Source organism: Streptomyces diastatochromogenes (assembly GCF_002242805.1).
GTDB classification, from domain to species: domain Bacteria; phylum Actinomycetota; class Actinomycetes; order Streptomycetales; family Streptomycetaceae; genus Streptomyces; species Streptomyces diastatochromogenes.
The window spans coordinates 73,734-94,034 of the sequence record NZ_MCGQ01000022.1; the positions used below are offsets into that span (position 1 = coordinate 73,734).

General features: G+C 71.7%; 19 protein-coding genes. 15 read left to right on the forward strand and 4 right to left on the reverse strand.

The genetic code is table 11. The annotated features are described in order from the left end of the window. Positions 1–25 precede the first annotated feature (25 nt). From BEK98_RS25450 to BEK98_RS25465, 4 genes are all read left to right on the forward strand, one after another. Entirely contained in the window at positions 26–883 is an 858-nt protein-coding gene (locus BEK98_RS25450; protein WP_094219139.1) for an AAA family ATPase, read from the forward strand. Beyond that, positions 880–2,229 (forward strand): vWA domain-containing protein, encoded by a 1,350-nt coding sequence (locus BEK98_RS25455; RefSeq protein WP_094218993.1) that lies wholly within the window; start codon positions 880–882, stop codon positions 2,227–2,229. Before BEK98_RS25450 ends, BEK98_RS25455 begins: the two co-directional genes overlap by 4 nt. A gap of 124 nt (positions 2,230–2,353) precedes the next feature. Further along, complete coding sequence (locus BEK98_RS25460) at positions 2,354–3,328, forward strand: pyridoxal-phosphate dependent enzyme (protein WP_094218994.1); 975 nt, start codon at positions 2,354–2,356, stop codon at positions 3,326–3,328. Positions 3,329–3,444: 116 nt separating this feature from the next. Then, the gene (locus tag BEK98_RS25465) at positions 3,445–4,416 is read left to right on the forward strand and encodes an NAD(P)-dependent alcohol dehydrogenase (protein WP_094218995.1); all 972 of its coding nucleotides are present in this window, start codon (positions 3,445–3,447) and stop codon (positions 4,414–4,416) included. 67 nt (positions 4,417–4,483) lie between these two features. On the opposite strand, the gene BEK98_RS25470 is transcribed toward BEK98_RS25465, so the two are convergent. Further along, on the reverse strand, positions 4,484–4,849 hold the full coding sequence (locus tag BEK98_RS25470; RefSeq protein ID WP_067007868.1) for a cupin domain-containing protein: 366 nt from the start codon (positions 4,847–4,849) through the stop codon (positions 4,484–4,486). Positions 4,850–5,030: 181 nt separating this feature from the next. Next, positions 5,031–5,705, reverse strand: a complete 675-nt coding sequence (locus BEK98_RS25475) for a transmembrane-type terpene cyclase (protein ID WP_244201971.1) — start codon at positions 5,703–5,705, stop codon at positions 5,031–5,033. A gap of 52 nt (positions 5,706–5,757) precedes the next feature. Here BEK98_RS25475 and BEK98_RS25480 point away from each other — a divergent pair, with 52 nt between their 5' ends. Continuing rightward, positions 5,758–6,357 carry an HD domain-containing protein gene (locus BEK98_RS25480; RefSeq protein ID WP_094218996.1) on the forward strand — a complete coding sequence of 200 codons (600 nt, stop codon included), beginning with the start codon at positions 5,758–5,760 and terminating at the stop codon, positions 6,355–6,357. 25 nt (positions 6,358–6,382) lie between these two features. Here BEK98_RS25480 and BEK98_RS25485 read toward each other — a convergent pair whose 3' ends face one another. Then, positions 6,383–7,288 (reverse strand): LysR family transcriptional regulator, encoded by a 906-nt coding sequence (locus BEK98_RS25485; RefSeq protein ID WP_244201972.1) that lies wholly within the window; start codon positions 7,286–7,288, stop codon positions 6,383–6,385. 149 nt (positions 7,289–7,437) lie between these two features. Between BEK98_RS25485 and BEK98_RS25490 the strand changes: the two genes are divergently transcribed. From BEK98_RS25490 to BEK98_RS25505, 3 genes are all read left to right on the forward strand, one after another. Beyond that, positions 7,438–8,133, forward strand: a complete 696-nt coding sequence (locus BEK98_RS25490; protein ID WP_094218998.1) for a type 1 glutamine amidotransferase domain-containing protein — start codon at positions 7,438–7,440, stop codon at positions 8,131–8,133. Between the two features lie 698 nt (positions 8,134–8,831). Next, positions 8,832–9,524: an RNA polymerase sigma factor gene (locus BEK98_RS25500; RefSeq protein ID WP_094219000.1), complete on the forward strand. Its 693-nt coding sequence runs from the start codon at positions 8,832–8,834 to the stop codon at positions 9,522–9,524. After that, positions 9,521–9,856 (forward strand): hypothetical protein, encoded by a 336-nt coding sequence (locus BEK98_RS25505; RefSeq protein ID WP_094219001.1) that lies wholly within the window; start codon positions 9,521–9,523, stop codon positions 9,854–9,856. The genes BEK98_RS25500 and BEK98_RS25505 overlap by 4 nt, the downstream gene beginning before the upstream one ends. Before the next feature lie 52 nt (positions 9,857–9,908). On the opposite strand, the gene BEK98_RS25510 is transcribed toward BEK98_RS25505, so the two are convergent. Beyond that, on the reverse strand, positions 9,909–10,931 hold the full coding sequence (locus BEK98_RS25510) for a LacI family DNA-binding transcriptional regulator (RefSeq protein ID WP_094219002.1): 1,023 nt from the start codon (positions 10,929–10,931) through the stop codon (positions 9,909–9,911). Between the two features lie 246 nt (positions 10,932–11,177). On the opposite strand from BEK98_RS25510, the gene BEK98_RS25515 reads away from it, so the two are divergent. The 7 genes from BEK98_RS25515 (at position 11,178) to BEK98_RS25545 (ending at position 19,606) form a co-directional block, all read left to right on the forward strand. Then, positions 11,178–13,100 carry a glycoside hydrolase family 127 protein gene (locus tag BEK98_RS25515; RefSeq protein ID WP_094219003.1) on the forward strand — a complete coding sequence of 641 codons (1,923 nt, stop codon included), beginning with the start codon at positions 11,178–11,180 and terminating at the stop codon, positions 13,098–13,100. A gap of 62 nt (positions 13,101–13,162) precedes the next feature. Then, positions 13,163–14,410 carry a sugar ABC transporter substrate-binding protein gene (locus tag BEK98_RS25520; RefSeq protein WP_244201984.1) on the forward strand — a complete coding sequence of 416 codons (1,248 nt, stop codon included), beginning with the start codon at positions 13,163–13,165 and terminating at the stop codon, positions 14,408–14,410. A 7-nt stretch (positions 14,411–14,417) separates the two neighbouring features. Then, positions 14,418–15,389: a carbohydrate ABC transporter permease gene (locus tag BEK98_RS25525; protein ID WP_094219005.1), complete on the forward strand. Its 972-nt coding sequence runs from the start codon at positions 14,418–14,420 to the stop codon at positions 15,387–15,389. A 56-nt stretch (positions 15,390–15,445) separates the two neighbouring features. Then, the gene (locus BEK98_RS25530; RefSeq protein WP_094219141.1) at positions 15,446–16,207 is read left to right on the forward strand and encodes a carbohydrate ABC transporter permease; all 762 of its coding nucleotides are present in this window, start codon (positions 15,446–15,448) and stop codon (positions 16,205–16,207) included. Between the two features lie 37 nt (positions 16,208–16,244). Then, positions 16,245–17,981 (forward strand): RICIN domain-containing protein, encoded by a 1,737-nt coding sequence (locus BEK98_RS25535; RefSeq protein WP_094219006.1) that lies wholly within the window; start codon positions 16,245–16,247, stop codon positions 17,979–17,981. 296 nt (positions 17,982–18,277) lie between these two features. After that, positions 18,278–18,577, forward strand: a complete 300-nt coding sequence (locus tag BEK98_RS51305; protein ID WP_425276625.1) for a hypothetical protein — start codon at positions 18,278–18,280, stop codon at positions 18,575–18,577. Positions 18,578–18,640: 63 nt separating this feature from the next. Next, positions 18,641–19,606: a pirin family protein gene (locus BEK98_RS25545; protein WP_094219007.1), complete on the forward strand. Its 966-nt coding sequence runs from the start codon at positions 18,641–18,643 to the stop codon at positions 19,604–19,606. Positions 19,607–20,301 lie beyond the last annotated feature (695 nt).

Here is a 20,301-nt window from a genome sequence, read left to right on the forward strand (position 1 = left end):
GATCCCGACCCAGCCGGAGGCCCCGTTGTTCTCATCCGTCGACGACGTCTCCGCCCGCCTCGCCGAGACCGGCTACCTCGCCTCGCCCGCCGTCGCCACGACCGTCTTCCTCGCCGCCCGGCTGGGCAAGCCGCTGCTGGTGGAGGGCCCCGCCGGCGTCGGCAAGACCGAGCTGGCCAAGGCCGTCGCCCAGGTCGCAAAGGCCCGGCTGATACGGCTGCAGTGCTACGAGGGCGTGGACGAGTCCCGGGCGCTGTACGAGTGGAACCACGCCAAGCAGCTGCTGCGCATCAGCGCGGGCCGCGACGAAAGCTGGGACGAGACCCGCACCGACATCTTCAGCGAGGAGTTCCTGCTCCCCCGCCCGCTGCTGACCGCGATCCGCGGCGACGAGCCCACCGTGCTGCTGATCGACGAGACCGACAAGGCCGACGTCGAGATGGAGGGGCTGCTGCTGGAGGTGCTCAGCGACTTCCAGGTCACGGTCCCCGAACTGGGCACGATCACCGCGACCCGCCGCCCCTTCGTCGTCCTCACCTCCAACGCGGGGCGCGAACTGTCCGAGGCGCTGCGCCGCCGCTGCCTGTTCCTGCACATCGGGTTCCCCGAGGAGGAGCTGGAGCGGCGGATCGTACGGCTCAAGGTGCCGGGACTCGGCGCGGCGCTGGCCGAGTCGGTGGTGCGGGTGGTGGGGGCGCTGCGCGCGATGGACCTGCGCAAGGTGCCGTCGGTCGCCGAGACCATCGACTGGGCGCACACCCTGCTGGCCCTCGGCGCCGACACCCTGGACGAGGCCGTCGTACGGGACACCCTCGGCGTGATCCTCAAGCACCAGGACGATGTGCAGAAGGCCGCGGCCAAGCTGGACCTGGACGCGCTGTGAGCGGTGTCGAGGAGCGGATCACCGGTCTGGTCGGCGCGCTGCGCGCGCACGGCGTGCGGATCGGCACCGGGGAGAGCGTCGACGCGGCCCTCGCCGTGGAGGCCCTCGGGTTCGCCGACCGGGACCTGCTGCGGGAGGGGTTGGCCGCGACCCTGCTGCACGGGCCCGGACAGCGCGCGGTGTTCGATCCGGTCTTCGACCTGTACTTCCCGCGCGGCGTCGGCGGTCCGGGCACGGAAGGGGCGGGCCGGGACGAGCTGCGCGACCGGCTCGCCGAGGCGCTGGCCGCCGACGACCGCTCGCTGATGGCCCGCCTGGCGGCCGAGGCCGTGGACGGCCTGGGCGGGTACGGGAGTTCACCGGGGTCGGACGGCTGGTCGGCGTACCAGACCCTGGACCGGCTCCGCCCGCAGACCCTGCTGGCCCGGGTGCGGGACGACGTCGGGGGCCGGGACGGCGGTGCGGGGTTCGCGGACCGGCTGCTGGACGACGAGATCCGGCGCCGTATCGAGGTGTTCCGGCAGCTGGTCGCGACGGAGGCGCGGCGCCGGGTCGCCGAGCGGCGCGACCGGGACGAGATCGCCCGGCGGGCCGTCCGCCCGACCGCCGACCGGGTGGACTTCCTGTACGCCGGCCGGGACCAACTCGCCGAGCTGCGCAGGACGGTGCAGCCGCTGGCGCGCAAGCTCGCGACCCGGCTGGCCGCGCGCCGCCGCCGGGCCGCGCGGGGCACGATCGACCTGCGCCGCACCCTGCGCTCCTCGCTGTCCACGGGCGGGGTGCCGATGCGGCCGGTGCTGCGCAGACGGCGTCCGGCCCGGCCCGAACTGGTGCTGCTCTGCGATGTCTCGGGCTCGGTGTCGGGCTTCTCCGACTTCACGATGCTGCTGGTGCAGGCGCTGCACGACCAGTTCAGCAAGATCCGGGTGTTCGCCTTCGTCAACCGTCTCGACGAGGTGACCGGCCTGCTGGAGCACGGCCGCGCCGACCCGGACGGACTCGGCGCCCGGATCCGCGCGGAGGCCAGGCTCACCGGCTGGCACGGCAGCAGCGACTACGGCGTCGCCCTGGGTGAGTTCACCGAGCGGTACGGCGCCACGGTCGGCCCGCGCACGACCGTCTTCGTGCTCGGCGACGCCCGCACCAACATGAGCGACCCGAACCTGGCCGCCGTCCGCGAACTCGCCCGCAGCGCCCGACGCGTCTACTGGCTGAACCCCGAGCCGCGCGCCCAGTGGGGCACCGGCGACTCGGCGGCGCCCGAATACGCCGAGCTGGTGGAGATGCACGAGTGCCGCACGGCCCGGCAGCTCGGGGCGCTGATCGGAGGGCTGCTGCCCGTGTGAGAAGGCTGGTGCCGGTGTGACGCGGGGTGGCCGGGCGTGATCGACTGATCCCTGATCGGCCGCCATCTGCCCGGCGGCTGTCTGCTGTCGGCCCGCCATCCGCCCGCACACAAGGACGTACGACATGAGCCACCCGCCCGTGCAGCTCGGCACCTTCCCGACTCCCGTCGAACCGGCGCCCCGGCTCGCCGCCGCGCTCGGGCTCGGTCCGGACGACCTGTGGGTCAAGCGGGACGACCTGACCGGCCTGGGCGGCGGCGGGAACAAGATCCGCAAGCTGGAGTGGCTCGCGGGCGCGGCGCTGGCCGAGGGCGCGGACACCCTCGTGACCACCGGCGCCGCGCAGAGCAACCACGCCCGGCTGACGGCCGCCGCGGCCGCCCGGCTGGGTCTGGACGCCGTCCTCGTACTGCGCGGCGCACCGGGGCGGTCGCGTTCCGGGAACCTCGCCCTGGACGGGTTGTTGGGGGCGCGCCTCGTCTGGGCGGGCGACGTGGACCAGGCGGGGCTGGACGCCGCGGCGGCCGAGGTGTGCGCGCGGCTGCGCTCGGGCGGTGCCCGTCCCGCGCTGATCCCGTTCGGCGGGTCCAGCACGCTGGGCGCACGGGGCTATGTGCGCTGCGGCGAGGAGCTGCGCACGCAGGTGCCCGACCTGCGGACGGCGGTGGTCGCGCTCGGCTCGGGCGGCACCATGGCGGGGCTGGTCGCGGCCCTCGGCACGGAGTCGGTGCTCGGTGTCGACGTGGGCGCGCTGGCCGACCCGGCCACCGCGGTCGAGGAGTTCGCGGCCCCGCTCACCGCGGAGAAGGTCCTGGCGGACCGGCTGCGGGTGCGCCGGGACCAGGTGGGCAGCGGGTACGCGGCGCTGACCGGTCCGGTGGCGGAGGCGCTCCGGCTCGCCGCCCGCACCGAGGGGATCGTCCTTGACCCGACCTACACCGGCCGGGCCCTGGCGGGGCTGGCCGCCGCCGTGCGGGACGGTGACGTACGGCCGGGCGAGAAGACCGTGTTCGTGCACACCGGCGGGCTGCCCGGTCTGTTCGGGCACGCGGACGCCGTCGCGTACGCCGAAGCGGGCGCCGTCACTCACGAACACTGAGACACCGGCCCCCTACACGCACCCCCGCTCGTCCTCCCCCGGGACTACGGCGCTTCCCCGATGCCCGGCCGGCGTACCTCGCCCTAACCTGCGGGTACGGAGCGAGGGGGGAGATCATGAAGGCAGTGGTGCAGGACCGGTACGGCTCGCCGGACGTGCTGGAGCTGCGGGACGTGGACCAGCCGGTGCCCGGCGACGACGAGGTGCTGGTACGGGTGCGGGCCGCCGGGTTGAACGCGTACGACTGGCACCTAATGCGCGGTGACCCGTACGTGGCCCGGCTGGCGCTCGGACCGCGCGCGCCCCGGGCCCGGATCCGGGGCCGGGACTTCGCGGGCGAGGTGGCGGCGGCCGGCCGGAACGTACGGGATCTCCGGCCGGGGGACGAGGTGTTCGGCGAGGTCGACGGCACCTTCGCGGAGTACGTGTGCGTCCCGGACGCCTGGGTGGAGCGCAAGCCCGCGGCCCTGACCTTCGAGCAGGCGGCGACTCTGCCGCTGGCCGGGAACACCGCCCTGCGTGGTCTGCGTGACCTGGCAGGGCTGCGGCCGGGGCAGCAGGTGCTGATCAACGGCGCCTCCGGCGGGGTCGGCACGTTCGCCGTGCAGATCGCCAAGGCGCTCGGCGCGGAGGTGACCGGCGTGTGCAGCACGCGCAACGCCGAACTGGTCCGCTCGCTGGGCGCGGACCACGTCGTCGACTACACGCGGGAGGACTTCACGCGCGGCGGACGGCGGTACGACGTCGTCCTCGACCTCGCGGCCGGCCACGGGATCTCCGGCCTCCGGCGCGCCCTCACGCCCACCGGGACGCTCGTCCTCGGCAGCGGGGGCAGCGCGGGGCAGTTCCTCGGGGCTCCCGTCCTCATCCTCCAGGGGGTCGTGCTCTCCCCGTTCGTCCGCCAGCGGTTGCGTCCGCTCATCGGCCCGGCGCCGAGCAAGGCGGTGCTGGCGGAGCTGCGCGAGCTGGCCGACTCCGGGAAGCTCGCCCCGGTGATCGACCGGACGTACCCGCTGGCCGAGGCCCCCGAGGCCATCCGGTACCTGGAGGAGGAGCACGCGCGCGGGAAGGTCGTCGTCACGGTCTGACCGGGGGCGGCCGTGACACACGGGTGCCCCGCGGTGACGGGCGCACCGCGGGGCACCTGCGGGACGTTCAGGTCCCCTGAGCCTTCGCGTAGTCCTTCGCCGTGGGTCCCGCGAAGTCGTACACCACGACCTGTTCATCACCCACGACCCACGCGTCGTGCCCGGGCGGGCACATGAAGACGTCGCCGGGGCCGACCTCCCCCTCGCCGCCGTCGTCCATGCGGATGTGCAGCCGGCCCTGAACGACATAGGCGCTGTGGGGGAACTGGCAGCTCTCGGTGCCCGCGATCGGCGCCACGGACTCCGACCAGCGCCAGCCCGGTTCGAAGGTGCCCACCGCGAAGTCGAGCCCGGTCAGGTGGACGGCTTCGAGATGGCCACGGGGGAAGTCACGCCGCTCGTCCGGCTTGTCTACCGTCTTCACTTCCAACATGACGGTGTCCTCCCTTCCGGCCGCTCACCACGGCCGGGGCGGGTCGCCGTCTCCCGGCGGCCACGGGCGGCACCGGCGCTCCGGCGGCGGCCGCACCCACTACCATCGTGGGCCGGTCAACTCGGAGCCGCCATTCGGGGGGCGCCGGAACACGCCGAGACAACGTTGTCGGAACTGTCGCTCAGCCCTGGAGGGCACTCTGGGCCGGCACCCCGCCCGCATCGACGATCCGCTCGGCTCGCCGCACGGCGAACACCGCGTAGACGTAGGCGAGATCAAGAAGGAGGCAGCCGAGGTAGAGGTAGTACATGAGGGCGTTGTCGTAACGCGGGTCCCCGTCTGGGTCGGTGAGCATCGAGAGCGACGCGCAGGCGGTGCCGAGCAGCTTGGTCACGGCGATCCCCACCGACTGGCCGCGTGTACCGCGGCGGGCGGCGAGCATCGCCAGGAACATCCCGGACATGGCCAGGTTGCTGCCGAACGCGGTGATCGCGCCGACGCCCTCGTCGAACTGTTCGGAGGCATAGTTCATGCCCGGGTAGGCGAGGGCGAGCAGGACGGCCAGTGCGGGCAGGAACAACCGGTCGGGCAGGTAGGGGAATTCGGCCCGTCCGAAGCGTACGACGGTGTAGCCGATGGCGAGGTCGAAGCAGAACCAGACGATGTTGATCACCTGCATGACCCCGGACGACGGCCGCACGAACGCGAACATGAACTCCCAGCTGATGTTGGTCGCGAACGCGACGACAGGCATCCCGAAGGTACGCTCCCGCAGCCCCGCGCGGATCAACAGCGCGTAGGCGACGCTCCAGAAGAACCCCGTGCCGAGCAGAAACGCCGTGTGCATCACACCCATGACCACCCTCCGTACACGAACCGTCACGCCCGATGATGCTTACTCTGGCACGGTGACAGCCACGAACACAGCGTCGATCGCGACGGAGGACACCGTCGACCCACCGCTACGGCCGCTTCCCGAGCGAGCCGTCGCACTGCTGGCCCGAGTTGACGCCCCACCGCGTCTGGTGGCCCACCTCAGGGCGGTGCACGACGTGGCGGCACAGCTCGTAAAGTGGGTGCAACGGCACTGTCCCTGGCTGGAGTTCGATGCGGAGGCGGTGCTCTTCGGTGCCGCGACGCACGACATCGGCAAGGCCGTGCACGTGGCCGAGCTGTCCGGCCCCGGCGCACGGCACGAGGAGGCCGGGCGGGAACTGCTGCTGAACCACGGTGTGGAGGCCGGTCTGGCCCGGTTCGCCGGGACGCACGCCTCCTGGACCGCGCCCGGGATCGGCGTGGAGGACCTGCTCGTGAGCCTCGCCGACAAGGTCTGGAAGGACAAGCGCGTCCCGGAGCTGGAGGACCTGGTCGTGGGCCGGCTGGCCGGTGTCGACGGGCGGCCGGCCTGGGCGTGGTTCCTGGAGTTGGACGAGGTCCTCACGGGGATCGGGGAGGGGGCCGGGCGCAGGCTGGCGTGGCAGATGTCCCACCCCCTCGCCCGAAGGTGACCCTCTACGCGGTCCCCCGGGTGAGCTACCAGGTGCGCGCCGACCGCAGCAGGAGTTCGCGGACGCGGACCACGTCGGGGTTGTCGGAGGCGCCGGGGCGCTGGACGAGGAAGCCCGTGTTGATCGGTGGGTCCTCGGGTTCCACCAGCTCCACCAGCGCGCCGGAGTCCAGTTGATCCGCGCACAGGTAGCGGGGCAGCACACTGAAGCCCGCGCCCGCGATCACCACCGCCAGCACTCCGCGCAGGTCGGGCACGGTCACCGCGGCGGTGCAGGACAGGCGGCGGCCGAAGACGTGGCGCCAGTAGCGGCGGGCGATCGGCAGGTCCTCGGCGTAGGTGATCAGGGGTACGGAGTGCAGCGCGGCCGGTCCTTCGACGGGCAGCCGGTCCGTCAGCCGCCCGGCCCAGACCGGCGCGGCGACCAGGACGAACTCCTCGTCGGTGAGGGGCACGGCGTGGAGGGTGCGGCCGCGCGGGCGGGAGGTGGCGATCACCAGGTCGTGGCGGCCCGCGCGCAGTTCGTCCAGCAGCGGATCGGTCAGGCCGGTGGCCACCCGCAGTCGTACGCCCTCGGCGACGAGGGGAGCCAGCGCGGGCAGGACGGTCGTGCACAGGATCTCGGCGGGGCCGGCCAGGTGAACGGGCTCCGGGCGCGCCCCCTCCCGCGGCTCGGGACCGGCGACGGCGGCCAGCTCGTCCAGGGGCGCGGCGATCCGGGCGGCCAGTTCCTCGGCCACCGGCGTCGGTGTCACCCCGCGGGGCAGCCGTTCGAACAGCTCCCGGCCGGTCTGCCGTTCCAGCGTGCGCATCTGTGTCGTCACCGTCGGCTGCGACAGGCCCAGCAGGCGGGCGGCCCCGGTGAAGGAGCCGGAGCGGTAGACCGCGAGGAAGGTACGCAGCAGGTTCAGGTCGAGGGAAGGGATGTCCACGAGGCCGAGTATTCCGAGTATTCACCGGACCGCGCTCCGCGCCACCCATAGAAAGTCCAATGTCTGCCATTCGCCGCTTCATTGGTTCCCTATGGGTGGTGTCGCCTACGTTTGCCTCACCAGCGCAAGTTCAGGGAGAAGAAAGACCCATGTCGAAGATCCTTTTCGTGCTGACCGGCGCCACCCACTGGACGCTCACCGACGGCACCCCGCACCCGACCGGCTTCTGGGCCGAGGAGGCCGTGGTCCCGTACCGCGCCCTCAAGGCCGCCGGCCACGAGGTCGTCGTCGCCACGCCGGGCGGTGTGGTGCCCACGGTCGACCGGGCGAGCCTCGCGCCCGAGTTCAACGGCGGTCAGGAGGGTGCCGAGAAGGTGGCGCGCGCCCTGGAGGAGATGACCGAGCTGCGGGAGCCGGTGAAGGTCGCGGAGGTCGACCTCGACGACTTCGCCGCCGTGTTCTACCCCGGTGGGCACGGGCCCATGGAGGACCTGGCCGTGGACGCCGACTCGGGCCGTCTGCTGACCGCCGCCCTCGACTCGGGCAAGCCGCTGGCGGTTGTCTGCCACGGTCCGGCCGCGCTGCTCGCGGCGGTGCGGTCCGACGGCTCGAACGCCTTCGCCGGCTACCGGGTGGCGGCCTTCACCAATGAGGAGGAGACGCAGGGCGGGCTCGCCGGCCAGGCCAAGTGGCTGCTCCAGGACCGGCTGACCGAGGCGGGCGTCGACGTCCAGGTCGCCGAACCGTGGGCGCCGTACGTGGTCGTCGACCGCAACCTGGTCACCGGCCAGAACCCGGCCTCCTCGGCCCCGGTCGCGGAGGAGCTGCTGAAGAAGCTCGGCTGATGCGGCGGTGCCGCTGAGCGGCGGCCGGCCACCCGTGCGGAAAATTGGTCGGCCGTCGCCTGCAACCTCGCCCGGGGTCGGACGTCTGTCGGGGTGGAGGCCTCCACTTCGACCGATGTCCGAGCGACCCGAGCAACCGAAGGAACACATGTCCGCACACCGTGTCCCCCGCCCTCGCCGCATCCGCAGGCTGCGCACCGCCCTGGGGGTCTCCGCCGTGGGCGCGGCCCTGGCCGTCGGCGGCACCGTGACCGCCCAGGCGGTCCAGAGCAGCGCCCATGCCGGATCCGGGTCCCACGCCGCGTCAGGCCACGCCACGCCGTCTCCCGTGCCGTCCCCGATCCGTACGGCGACGCCGAGTCCGGTGCCGTCGACACCCCACACGGGCACGCCGAGTCCGGTGCCGTCGACCCCCCACACAGGCACGCCGTCTCCGGTACCGTCCGTGCCGTCCACCCCCCACACAGGCACGCCCACTCCCGCGCCGGCCGCCCCGTCACCGGTCCCGTCCACGGCCACTCCGGCCCCGGCACCGGTACCGCGCCACGGGCACAGCCACGGGCAGCGACCCGCGTCGCCGAGTCCGGTCCCCGCGACCGGGCACGCCACGCCTTCGCCGGTTCCGCAGCACCACTGAGGCATGCCGGTGTGCGGGGAGTCGCCCGGTGCGGCTCCCCGCACACCCGGCCGGGAGATCCATGACGACAGCCACACCACCGGCGGCGGCCCTGCCCTGGTACCGGGACCGCGCCGGCGCCCCAGCGTCCACACCGGCCTGGCGCAGGTTCACCCACGCGCTGCGGGCCCGCGTCCTCGCGCGCGTCCACGCCGGCACGACGGCGGATCCGGCACCCCGCGACCGCGGTGACGACACCGGGGCACGGGGACTGGCCGTCCCCGAACCCCCGCTCGGCATCGAGGAGTTGTACCACCACCGCCGGCTTTCCCTGGTGCGCCTGGCGGTGCTGCTGGTCGATGACCTGCCCACGGCCGAGGACGTCGTACAGGACGCTTTCACGGCGCTGTTCCGCCGCCACGGTCACCGGCTCGGCTCGCTCGACGACCCGGAGGCGTACCTGCGGACCAGTGTGGTCAACGCGGCCCGCTCCGTGCTGCGGCGGCGCAGGACCGTACGGGCGCACACCCCCGAACGGGAGGGGCACGCCCCCGCACCGGAGGAGGACGTCCTGCTCCACGAGGACCACCGTGAAGTGCTGGCGGCCCTGCGGACACTGACCCCGCGTCAGCGCGAGGTGCTGGTCCTGCGGTACTGGTCCCACCTCACCGAGGCCGAGATCGCGGCGACGCTCGGTCTGTCGCGCGGCACCGTCAAGTCCACGGCCAGCAGGGCCCTGGACGCACTCGGCCGACGTCTGGAGGGTCTGCGATGAACGAGTACGGTACCGGGACCGCGCCGACGCCGGTCGAGGAGCGGCTGCGGGCCGCCCTCGCCGCCCGGGCACAGTCCGTCGGCCCGGCCGACCTACGGCCGCTGCGCCCGCCGACCGGGAACGTCCGCGCCGGACGGCTCGTACGCCGGGTCGCGGTGGGCCTGCTCACCCTGGCCGCGGTGGCGGCGCTGGTGTTCTTCACCCTCGTCCGCGGCGGCCCGGACCACCCGGCCGAGCCGGCCCACTCCCCCAGGCCGACGACCGGCACCCCGTCAGCGGTCCCCAGTCCCGTCCGCCCGACCACGGCCGAGCCGTCCCCCAGTTCTCCGTAGCCGTAGCCGTAGCCGAGTGAACTACGCCCCGGGGCGGGCGAGCAGGTCCGGGTCAGCTGGACTCGCGCACGACCAGTCGGCACGGCACCGTGTGCACGCCCGGCTCCGGCACGGCGTCGATGGCCTGGAGCAGCTGGAGGGCGGCGATCCGGCCGATCTCGGCCAGGTTGATGTCGATCGTGGTGAGCGGCGGGCGGCAGGCCAGCGCCATGGTGTCCCAGTTGTCGTAGCCGACGACGGCGACGTCACCGGGCACGCTCCGGCCCCGCTCGCGCAGCGTGTCGGCCACGCCCCGGGCGATCTGGTCGTTGCCGCAGAAGAAGGCGTCCGTGTCCGGTGCCGTGCGCAGTACCGCGTCGGCCGCGCGGCGGCCCCACGCCTCGCTCCACTCGCCGAAGTGCACGCGGCCGGTGGCCAGTTCCAGGCCGGCGCCCCGAAGGTGCTCGATCGCGTGGCGGGCCCGGTCGCGGGCGGCCTGGTGGTGCTCCGGGCCGGTGACATGGGCGACGCGGGTGCGGCCGGTGGCCAGCAGGTGCTCGACGGCCAGGTGGGCACCGCCCCGGTCGTCGGTGACGACCGAGGTGTCCGCGGGGTCGGTGGACGGGGCGAGCGCGTAGACGACGGGGATGGACGGGTCGATGCCGGTCAGCGGCGGGCGGGGGTCCGTGCGGCGGCCGGCGACGATGATGCCGTCGACCCGGCGGTCGGTGAGGTTGCGCAGATGGTGCTGCTCGCGGATGGCGTCGCCGCGGGTGTCGCACAGCAGGACCGAGATCTTTCCGGCGCCGAGCGCGTCCTCGGCGCCGAGGAGCACCGGCGTGCTGAACCGGCCTATCCCGTCCGTCGTCATCAGGCCGACCGTCCAGCTCCTGCCGCTGTGCAGGCTCTGAGCATGCTGGTTGGGCCGGAAGCCGAGCGTCTCCACCGCGTCCAGCACCCGTTGCCGGGTCTCGGGACGCATCCGGCCACCGCCGTTCAGCGCCTTCGACGCCGTGCCCACACTGACGCCGGCCAGCGCGGCGACGTCGGCGAGCCTGGCCCGGCCGGTCGGGGGAGAGCCTGCAGCAGAGGTCACGGGCAAACCTTTTCCTGATGATGACGACGGCTCACATCGTGGCAGCCGCCCGACGGAAGTGCCAGATCGTTGAGCAAGTTGAGAAATAACTTGCCGCACCTCTTGACCGGACTACCCAACTCCCCTCTACTTCTCGGCGAGAAAACGGTTGCGCACACCAGCTCCACGACCGGCCACGACACTTCATCCGGACAGCGTTCGATATACCGAACAGCAATCCCGCCACGCCACCCCACCCGGAGAGCCATGCCCCGCACCCGCCCCGTCCAGCCCGCCCCCACCGGACCGGTCCGCCTCGGCCCGGACGCCCACGCCGCGCTGCGCCCCACGGCCGTCGCCATCGACGCGGGCTTCTGGCACGCCCGCCGCGAGACCAACGCCCGCGTCTCCGTCCCCCAGGGACCGGGCCTGCTGGAGTCCGCCGGTAACCTGCACAACCTGCGGCTGGCGGCCGGCACTGCCGAGGGCGAGTTCCAGGGCGCGTATCCCTTCGTGGACACGGACGTCTACAAGTGGCTGGAGGCCGCCGCCTGGCAACTCGGCCATCGCGGCGACGACTCCCTCGCCGCCGACGTGGACCGCATCATCGCCCTGGTCGCCGCCGCCCAGCAGCCCGACGGCTACCTCAACACCTGGTTCCAGCTGGTCAAGGGCGGCGAGCGCTACCAGGACCTGCGCTGGGGGCACGAGCTGTACTGCGCGGGCCATCTGATCCAGGCGGCCGTCGCCCACCACCGGGCCACCGGGCGCACCGAACTCCTCGACGTGGCACGGAGGTTCGCCGATCACGTCGACTCGGTCTTCGGCCTCCCCGGCAGCGGACGCCCGATCGACGGCATCGACGGCCACCCGGAAGTGGAGACGGCTCTGGTCGAGCTGTACCGGGAGACCGGCGAGCGCCGCTACCTCGACCTGGCGGGCTACTTCGTCGACCGGCACGGCCACGGCCTGCTCGGCGGCGAGGCCTACTGCCAGGACCGCGTTCCGGTGCGCGAGGCGACAAACGTCGAGGGCCACGCCGTACGGCAGTTGTACCTGCTGGCTGCGGCCGCGGACCTGGCCACCGAGACCGGGGACACCGAACTGCGCGCCGCGGGTGAGCGGTTGTGGCACGCGATGACCACGACGAAGACCCACCTCACCGGCGGTCTCGGCGCCCACCACGACCAGGAGGACTTCGGCGACCCGTACGAACTCCCCAACGAGCGCGCCTACTGCGAGACCTGTGCCGCCATCGCCTCCGTCCAGTGGAGCTGGCGCCTGGCCCTGCTCACCGGCGAGGCCCGCTACTCCGACCTCGTCGAACGCACCCTCTACAACGGCTTCCTGGCCGGAGTCTCCCTGGACGGCGAGCGCTGGCTCTACGTCAACCCGCTCCAGGTCCGCGACGGCCACACCGACCCCGGAGGCGACCAGTCGGCCCGCCGAACCCGCTGGTTCCGGTGCGCCTGCTGCCCGCCCAACGTGATGCGGCTGCTCGGCAGCCTGGAGCACTACCTGGCCAGCGGCGACGACGACGGCCTGCAGATCCACCAGTACGTCACCGGGCGCTACGCCTGCGGCCCGATCGTCGTGCGTGCCGAGACGGACTATCCGTGGCACGGCACGATCGCCCTCACCGTCGAGGAGACCCCGGCCGACCGGCCCTGGACGCTCTCGCTGCGCATCCCGCAGTGGTGCCGCGAGTTCCGGGTGCGGTGCGGCGAGGAGACGTACGACTCCCCCGTGGACGACGGTTGGCTCCGGCTGGAGCGGACCTGGGCTCCCGGCGACCGGATCGTGCTGGAGCTCTCGCTCGAACCCCGGCTCACCGGGGCCGACCCCCGCGTGGACGCCGTACGCGGCTGCGTGGCGATCGAACGCGGGCCGCTCGTGTACTGCCTGGAGCAGGTCGACCACCCCGGCGGCGGTCTGGACGACATCGTCCTCGACACCACCCGCCCGCTCGCCGTGAAGCACCGGCCGGACCTGCTCGGCGGGGTCACGACGGTCGTGGCAGCCGGGCGCCGGCGCGGCATCCCCGACCGGGGATGGTGGCCGTACGCCTCCGCCGACACCACCGCGGCCCCCGAACCGGACGGCGAAACCGTCGAGTTCACCGCCGTCCCCTACTACGCCTGGGCCAACCGCGAGGACGGCAGCATGCGCGTCTGGCTCCCCACCTCATGAACTCCCTCTGTTCTGCCCTACGACAACGAGGTCACCCCGTGATACCCACCCGCCGCAGCCCCCTGGCTCCCACCCGCCGCGCCCTGCTGGCAGCGCTCGCAGCCGTCGGCACCCTCACCTCCCTGACCGCCTGCGGAGGCGGCTCCGACTCCTCGGACTCCTCCTCCGGGTCGTCCGGGGGGACGTACACCTTCTGGGACCCGTACCCCCAGTTCGACGCCTCGTCGGCGTGGGGCAAGCTCGTCACCTCATGCGGGACGAAGGCCGGGGTGAAGCTGAAGCGAACCGCGTACGACACCACGGACCTGGGCAACAAGGCGCTGCTGGCCGCCCAGCAGGGCAACGCGCCCGATGTGATGCTGGTGGACAACCCGGTCGTCTCCACGCTGGTGGAGGCCGGGATCCTCAACAGGACGAGCGACCTCGGCCTGGACACGAAGTCGATCCAGCAGAACATCATCGGCGCGGGCACCATCGACAACGCGTCCTACGGGGTGCCGATCGGCGCCAACACGCTCGCCCTCTACTACAACAAGAAGATCCTCTCCGCGGCGGGCGTCGACCCGGCGTCCGTCAAGGACTGGAACTCCCTCACGGCCGCGCTGAAGAAGGTCAAGTCGGCCGGGAAGAAGGGCATCACCTTCTCCGCGATCAACACGGAGGAGGGCAGCTTCCAGTTCCTGCCCTGGTTCTGGGGCGCGGGCGGCGATCTGACAAAGCTCGACTCGGCCAAGGGAGTTGCCGCCCTGTCCCTGTGGAAGCGGTGGGTCGACGAGGGGTACGCGCCGAAGGACGTCCTGCAGAACACGCAGACGACCAGCTGGCAGGAGTTCGCCACCGGCGACTACGCGTTCAGCGAGAACGGCACCTGGCAGCTGGGCAACGCGGAGAAGGCCGGCTTCGACTACGGCATCATCAACATCCCGGCACAGAACGGCGGTTCGGCGCCGGTGCCGACGGGCGGCGAGTTCGTGACCGTGCCCGTACAGAAGGACACCGGGCGCTACGACGTCACCAAGAAGATCGTCACGTGTCTGACCAGCGACGCGAACCTGCTGCCCACCGACACGACGCTGCAGTACGTCGCTCCGACGGCCGCCGTACAGGCCGAGCAGGTGAAGCAGAACCCGAAGCTCAAGCCGTGGGTGTCCGCGGTCGCGGCGGCCCGCGGCCGTACCAGCGGCGGTCTCGGCACCAAGTACCCGACCATCTCCCAGCCGATGTGGACCGCCGTCCAGGCCGCGCTGTCCGGCAGCAAGAGCCCGCAGGACGCGCTGGACACCGCCCAGTCGAGCGCGCAGAAGGGCTAGCACCGGCATGACCATCGCCCGGGTCGACCGTCCGCGGCGAGCACCGGCCGCCGCGGCTGGGGCGAGCGACGCCGACGCCTTGTCCCTGCGCCGGCGGCACCGGCGCAGGAGCCGCCTGACCGCGCTCGCCTTCGTGACGCCTCTCCTCGCCTACCTCGCCGCCTTCTACGTCTATCCGCTCTACCGCAACCTCGACCTGAGCCTGCGCGACTACACCGTCCGGTCGTTCGTGGCCGGGGACGCGCCGTTCTCCGGCTGGGACAACTTCCAGAAGGTCCTGGACGATCCGACGTTCGGCCCGGCCATGCGGCACACGATGGTCTTCACCTTCGTGTCGATCGCCTTTCAGTACGTCATCGGGCTGGCCCTCGCGGTCTTCTTCAACCGGCACTTCCGGCTCGCGCCGACCCTGCGCGCACTGTTCCTGATCCCGTGGCTGCTGCCGCTGATCGTGTCGGCATCGACGTGGTCGTGGATGTTCAACAGCGAGTCCGGCGTGGTGAATTACTTCCTGCACTTCTTCGGCGTCGACCCGGTCGGCTGGCTCACCTCGCCGGACTGGGCGCTGACCTCGGTGATCGTCGCCAACATCTGGATCGGCATCCCGTTCAACCTGGTCATCCTCTACAGCGGCCTGCAGAACATCCCGGCCGAGCTGTACGAGGCGGCGGCACTGGACGGGGCGAGCGCCTGGCAGCAGTTCCGCCGGATCACCTTCCCGCTGCTGCGCCCGGTGTCGGCGATCACCCTGCTGCTCGGGCTCGTCTACACCCTCAAGGTGTTCGACCTGATCTGGATCATGACCAAGGGCGGCCCCGGCGACGCCTCGTCGACCCTGGCCACCTGGTCGTACCAGCTCGGTTTCGGCACGCTGCTGCCCAAGTTCGGCCCGGGAGCCGCGGTCGGCGACATCCTCATCCTCATCGCGCTCGTCTTCGGGCTGCTGTACATCCGCGTGCAGAGGAGGCAGGAAGCGTGAAGTCCCGTGCGACGAGCCGCCGTCACACCGTCATCGGCCTCGTACTCACCGCGCTGATGCTGTTCCCGGTGTACTGGATGCTGAACGTGTCCCTCACCCCGCAGCAGGACATGCGCAAGAACCCGCCCGACCTGCTGCCGCTGCACCCCACCTTCGAGGGCTACCGGGCCGTCCTGGACGACCAGTTGCCGTACCTCGGCACGAGTCTGCTGATCGGCGCGGGCACGGTCGCCCTCACCCTTCTCCTCGCCGCCCCCGCCGGCTACTCGCTGGCGAAACTGCGCCCGAGCGGCGGCGGCGCGCTGGGCCTCGGACTGCTGGTCGCGCAGATGATCCCCGGGATCGTCATGGCGATGGGCTTCTACGGCATCTTCCTGGACCTCGGTCTGCTCAACTCCTGGTGGGGCCTGATCATCGCGGACTCCACCATCGCCGTGCCGTTCGGCGTCATGATCTTCACGGCGTTCATGTCGGGCATACCCGGCGAACTCATCGCCGCCTCCCGCATCGACGGCGCGGGAACCTTCCGCACCTTCTGGTCGATCGTGCTGCCGGTGAGCCGCAACGCCGTCGTCACCGTCTCGCTCTTCAGTTTCCTGTGGGCCTGGTCCGACTTCGTCTTCGCCAACACCCTCGACGGCGGCGGCGACCTGAGGCCGATCACCCTCGGCATCTACAAGTACATCGGCAACAACAACCAGGAATGGAACGCGATCATGGCCACCGCCGCCGTCGCGTCCGTCCCCGCAGCCGTCCTGCTGGTCCTCGCACAGCGCTATGTGGCCGCGGGCGTGACCGCGGGCGCCGTGAAGGACTGAAACATCCCCCCATCACCTCCGTAAGGAGAAGCCTGTCATGACCCGCACAAGACGCTACGGCAGCTTGACGGCGGCCCTCGGCACAGCCGTTCTCACGGCCGCCCTTGTGACTCCCGCCCAGGCGGCCCCCACCACGTCCACCACGCTGGTCGTCAACGCCGATCAGACCCTGCGCCCGGTCACCCATGTGGCGACCGGCAGCCTCTACGGCCTCGCCGACGGAAGCACCCCCGCCGACAGCCTGGTCGCCCCGCTCAAGCCGAACACCTTCGTCCAGATGGCCCCCGGCGGCTCCCAGCTGCCCAACGGCGAACCCAAGCCGGCGGGCGACGCGCTGGTCGTGGCGTCCAAGGCGGCGCGGGCGGGCGCCAAGGTCGTCGTACGGATGCCGGACTGGTACCCGAACTTTCCATACAAGTGGGTGAGTTGGAGCGACTGGCTGTCCGCCGTGGACAAGCAGGTGGCGTCCGTGCAGTCGTCCGGCGCCGGCAACATCGCCGCGTACGAGCTGTGGAACGAACCCGACTGGACATGGGACACCACCAACGCGGGTGCCTTCGACGCCGGTTGGGCGCGCACGTACAAGGAGGTCCGCGCCAAGGACACCAGGACGCCCATCCAGGGCCCCAGTTACTCGGCGTGGAACCAGTCCTGGATGAGCACGTTCCTCACCGACGCCAAGGCCGGCGGTACCGTGCCCGACATCATCGCGTGGCACGAGCTGCAGGGCAGCAAGGACATCGCCGCGCACGTCTCGGCCTACCGCGCCCTGGAGAGCAGCCTGGGCATCAGCCCGCGTCCGATCGCGATCGAGGAGTACGGCACGCCGAGCGAGATCGGCGTGCCCGGTTCGCTGGTCGGCTATGTCGCCAAGTTCGAGCGGGCCGGCGTGCACGACGCCGAGCTGGCCTTCTGGAACCACTACGGCACCCTCGGCGACACGCTCACCGACACCGCCGGCTCACCGAACGGCTCGTACTGGCTCTACAAGTGGTACGGCGACATGTCCGGCAACATGCTGGTCACCACACCCCCGGCGCAGACGGGCCTCGACGGCGCGGCCTCGCTCAACAGCGCCGGCAATCAGATCGGGGTGATCTTCGGCGGCGGCGCGGGGTCCAGCGCGGTCACGGTCAAGGGCCTCGGTTCCCTGTCGGCGTTCGGCGGCACAGTGCACGTGAAACTGGAGTACACGCCGTCCAGGGGCCGTACGACGGCGGTGTCCGGCCCGGTCACGATCTCGGACGCCGACTACACGGTCTCGAACGGCCAGATCACCGTCCCCGTGACGACGAACGCGACGGACGGCTACCACTTGACCGTCACCCCGACCGGCACCTCGGCCTCGCTGGCCGGCACCTACCAGATCACCAACAGGAACAGCGGCCTGGCCCTGGACACCCAGAGCGCGGGCACGGCCCAGGGCACCTCGGTCGTCCAGGCCACGTCGAGCACCGGCACGACCCAGTCCTGGACCCTGACCTCCGCCGGCTCCGGCCTCTACCGGATCACCAGCAGGGCGAGCGGGCTGCTCCTCGGCATCAAGGACATGAGCACCGCCGACGGCGGCACGGCCCTGATCTGGGGTGACAACGGCACCGCCGACCACCTGTGGCAGCTCGTCCCGTCCGGCGACGGCTACTACAAGATCGCCAACTACAACAGCGGGCTCCTGCTCGGCGTGACCGACATGAGCACCGCGTCCGGCGCCCAGGTCCTGCAGTGGGACGACAACGGCACCGCCGACCACCTGTGGCGGCTGACTCCACGCTGACCTCCCCCGACCGGGGTTCCCGCGCCTGATGTCGGCAGGCGCGGGGACCCTGTTTCGCCAGTGAATCGACGCACACTCTCTCCACGACGAGGCACCGCGGCGAGGCCGCCTCCGCCACCCGGACGAACTCCGCCAGTCCCACCCCCTCCCCCGTCCCCGACGGCTACCATCTGGTCCGCGATCAGCGGCTCGGTGTCTCCTTCCCCCTCCCGGACGGCTGGAAGGCGGGCCGGCGGACCGGCGACGAGCTGACCTACACCGACCGGTCCGGCCTGGCCGGCATCACCATCGGCACGGTGGACCCGGCCGGGCCGAACCCCGTGGCGCACTTCCGGGACATCGAGGCGAACACCAAGGTCAACTACTCCACGTACCGCAGGCTCCGCATGCAGACCAGCTCCTTCCGGGGACAGCCGGCCGCCGTGTGGGAGTTCACCTTCAAGGGACGCGTCCGCCTCTTCCGCGCCATCGACCTCGGCTACGGCAGGGAGGGCGGCCGCGAGTACGACATCTATCTCTCCGCACCGGACGCCCAGTGGGACACCTGCCGCCCCGTCTTCGACCATGTCAGGGACGGCTTCACCACGACCGGCTGAACGATCACCCGTACCGGGCCGTTGGTCTGCCGGTGAGGCCGTGGCAGGGCTAAGTTGGGCGGCATGAGCAACCTTGACCGCGCTCCCGTACCGAGCGTGTGCGGCGGCCGCGGATTCGTCGTCGCCGAGCCCGTCCGCGAGCTGCTGAGCCCCCGCCTGGTGAAACTCGGGGAGTCGACCGAGGTGCGCCGGCTGCTGCCGAACCTCGGCCGGCGCATGATCGGCGCGTGGGCCTTCGTCGACCACTACGGCCCCGACGACATCGCCGACGAGCCCGGCATGCAGGTCCCGCCGCATCCGCACATGGGGTTGCAGACGGTCAGCTGGCTGCACGAGGGCGAGGTGCTGCACCGGGACTCCACCGGCAGCCTCCAGACGATCCGGCCCAAGCAGCTGGGCCTGATGACCTCGGGCCGGGCCATCAGCCACTCCGAGGAGAGCCCGAAGTCGCACGCCCGCTTCCTGCACGGCGCCCAGCTGTGGGTCGCGCTCCCGGACGAACACCGCCACACCGACCCCGGGTTCGAGCACCACCCCGACCTCCCCACGGTCACCGCGCCCGGCCTGACCGCGACCGTGATCCTCGGCGCCCTCGACGGCTCGTCCTCGCCGGGTACGACGTTCACCCCGATCGTCGGCGCGGACCTCGCGCTCAGCCGGGGCGCCGACGTCCGTCTCCCCCTCGAACCGGACTTCGAGTACGGCGTGCTGGCCATGTCCGGCGAGGTGCACGTGGACGGGGTGCCGGTGCTGCCCGGCTCGATGCTCTACCTCGGCTGCGGCCGCACCGAACTCCCGCTGCGCGCCGAGTCGGACGCCGGGATCATGCTGCTGGGCGGCGAGCCGTTCGCCGAGGAGCTGATCATGTGGTGGAACTTCGTCGGGCGTACGCAGCAGGAGATCGAACAGGCTCGAGAGGCATGGATGAAGGGGACCCGTTTCGGTGAGGTGAAGGGCTACGACGGGGGTCCGCTGCCCGCACCCGAGCTGCCGCCGGTGCCGTTGAAGCCACGCGGAAGGGTGCGCTGAACTGGGGAAACCCGCTTCACCCGTCCAGGGAGTTCGAGACCGTGGCTACGCCTGTCCGGCCACGAGGACCGCTCGTGGCACGGGCCCTTGGGTGCTGCCGCACGGACCCCTCCGAGGCTGTCCGCGTTTCCAAGGTCTGGACATCTGAGGGCAGCTTTGGCCGGACGAATGCTGACCCAATGCTGACTTTACTGACGAGTCATCAGAACATGCTGAAGCGGTGTGGTCACCCCTTGGGGCCCGGCATGGGGGTCAGATCGTCTGCATCGCGTAGTCGGCTGATCCTGCCTCCGGAGCCGATTGGCCTTCGGGACCAGCCGTCGCAGGCCGACCCGGGTGGTTGTGGGAACCCAACAGGTTCAGGTGGAGTGGGACGAACGTCCTACCTTTGCGGCCCACAGGTCGGCGCTCCAGATTCCGGCCCAGTACAGGTGCAGCAGGAGCTGGAGCCATAGGATGCGCCGGCTGGACCAGGAGCGGGCCTGCTCGCCGCGGTACGGCGCCCAACTGCGCCGCTGAAGAGCTTTTGGACACGCCGGCGTTCCATCGGCTCCGTGTAGTGACCGCTCGGGCCGCGCAGCAGGTACCCCTCCTTCGTGGCTCCGTGCTTCTCCTCGTATCGCACCATCGCCTCCCGTACCGAGCGTGGGAGAGGTACCTCTCGGAACTCCCCCGCTTTGCGGTGCTTCAGCTTC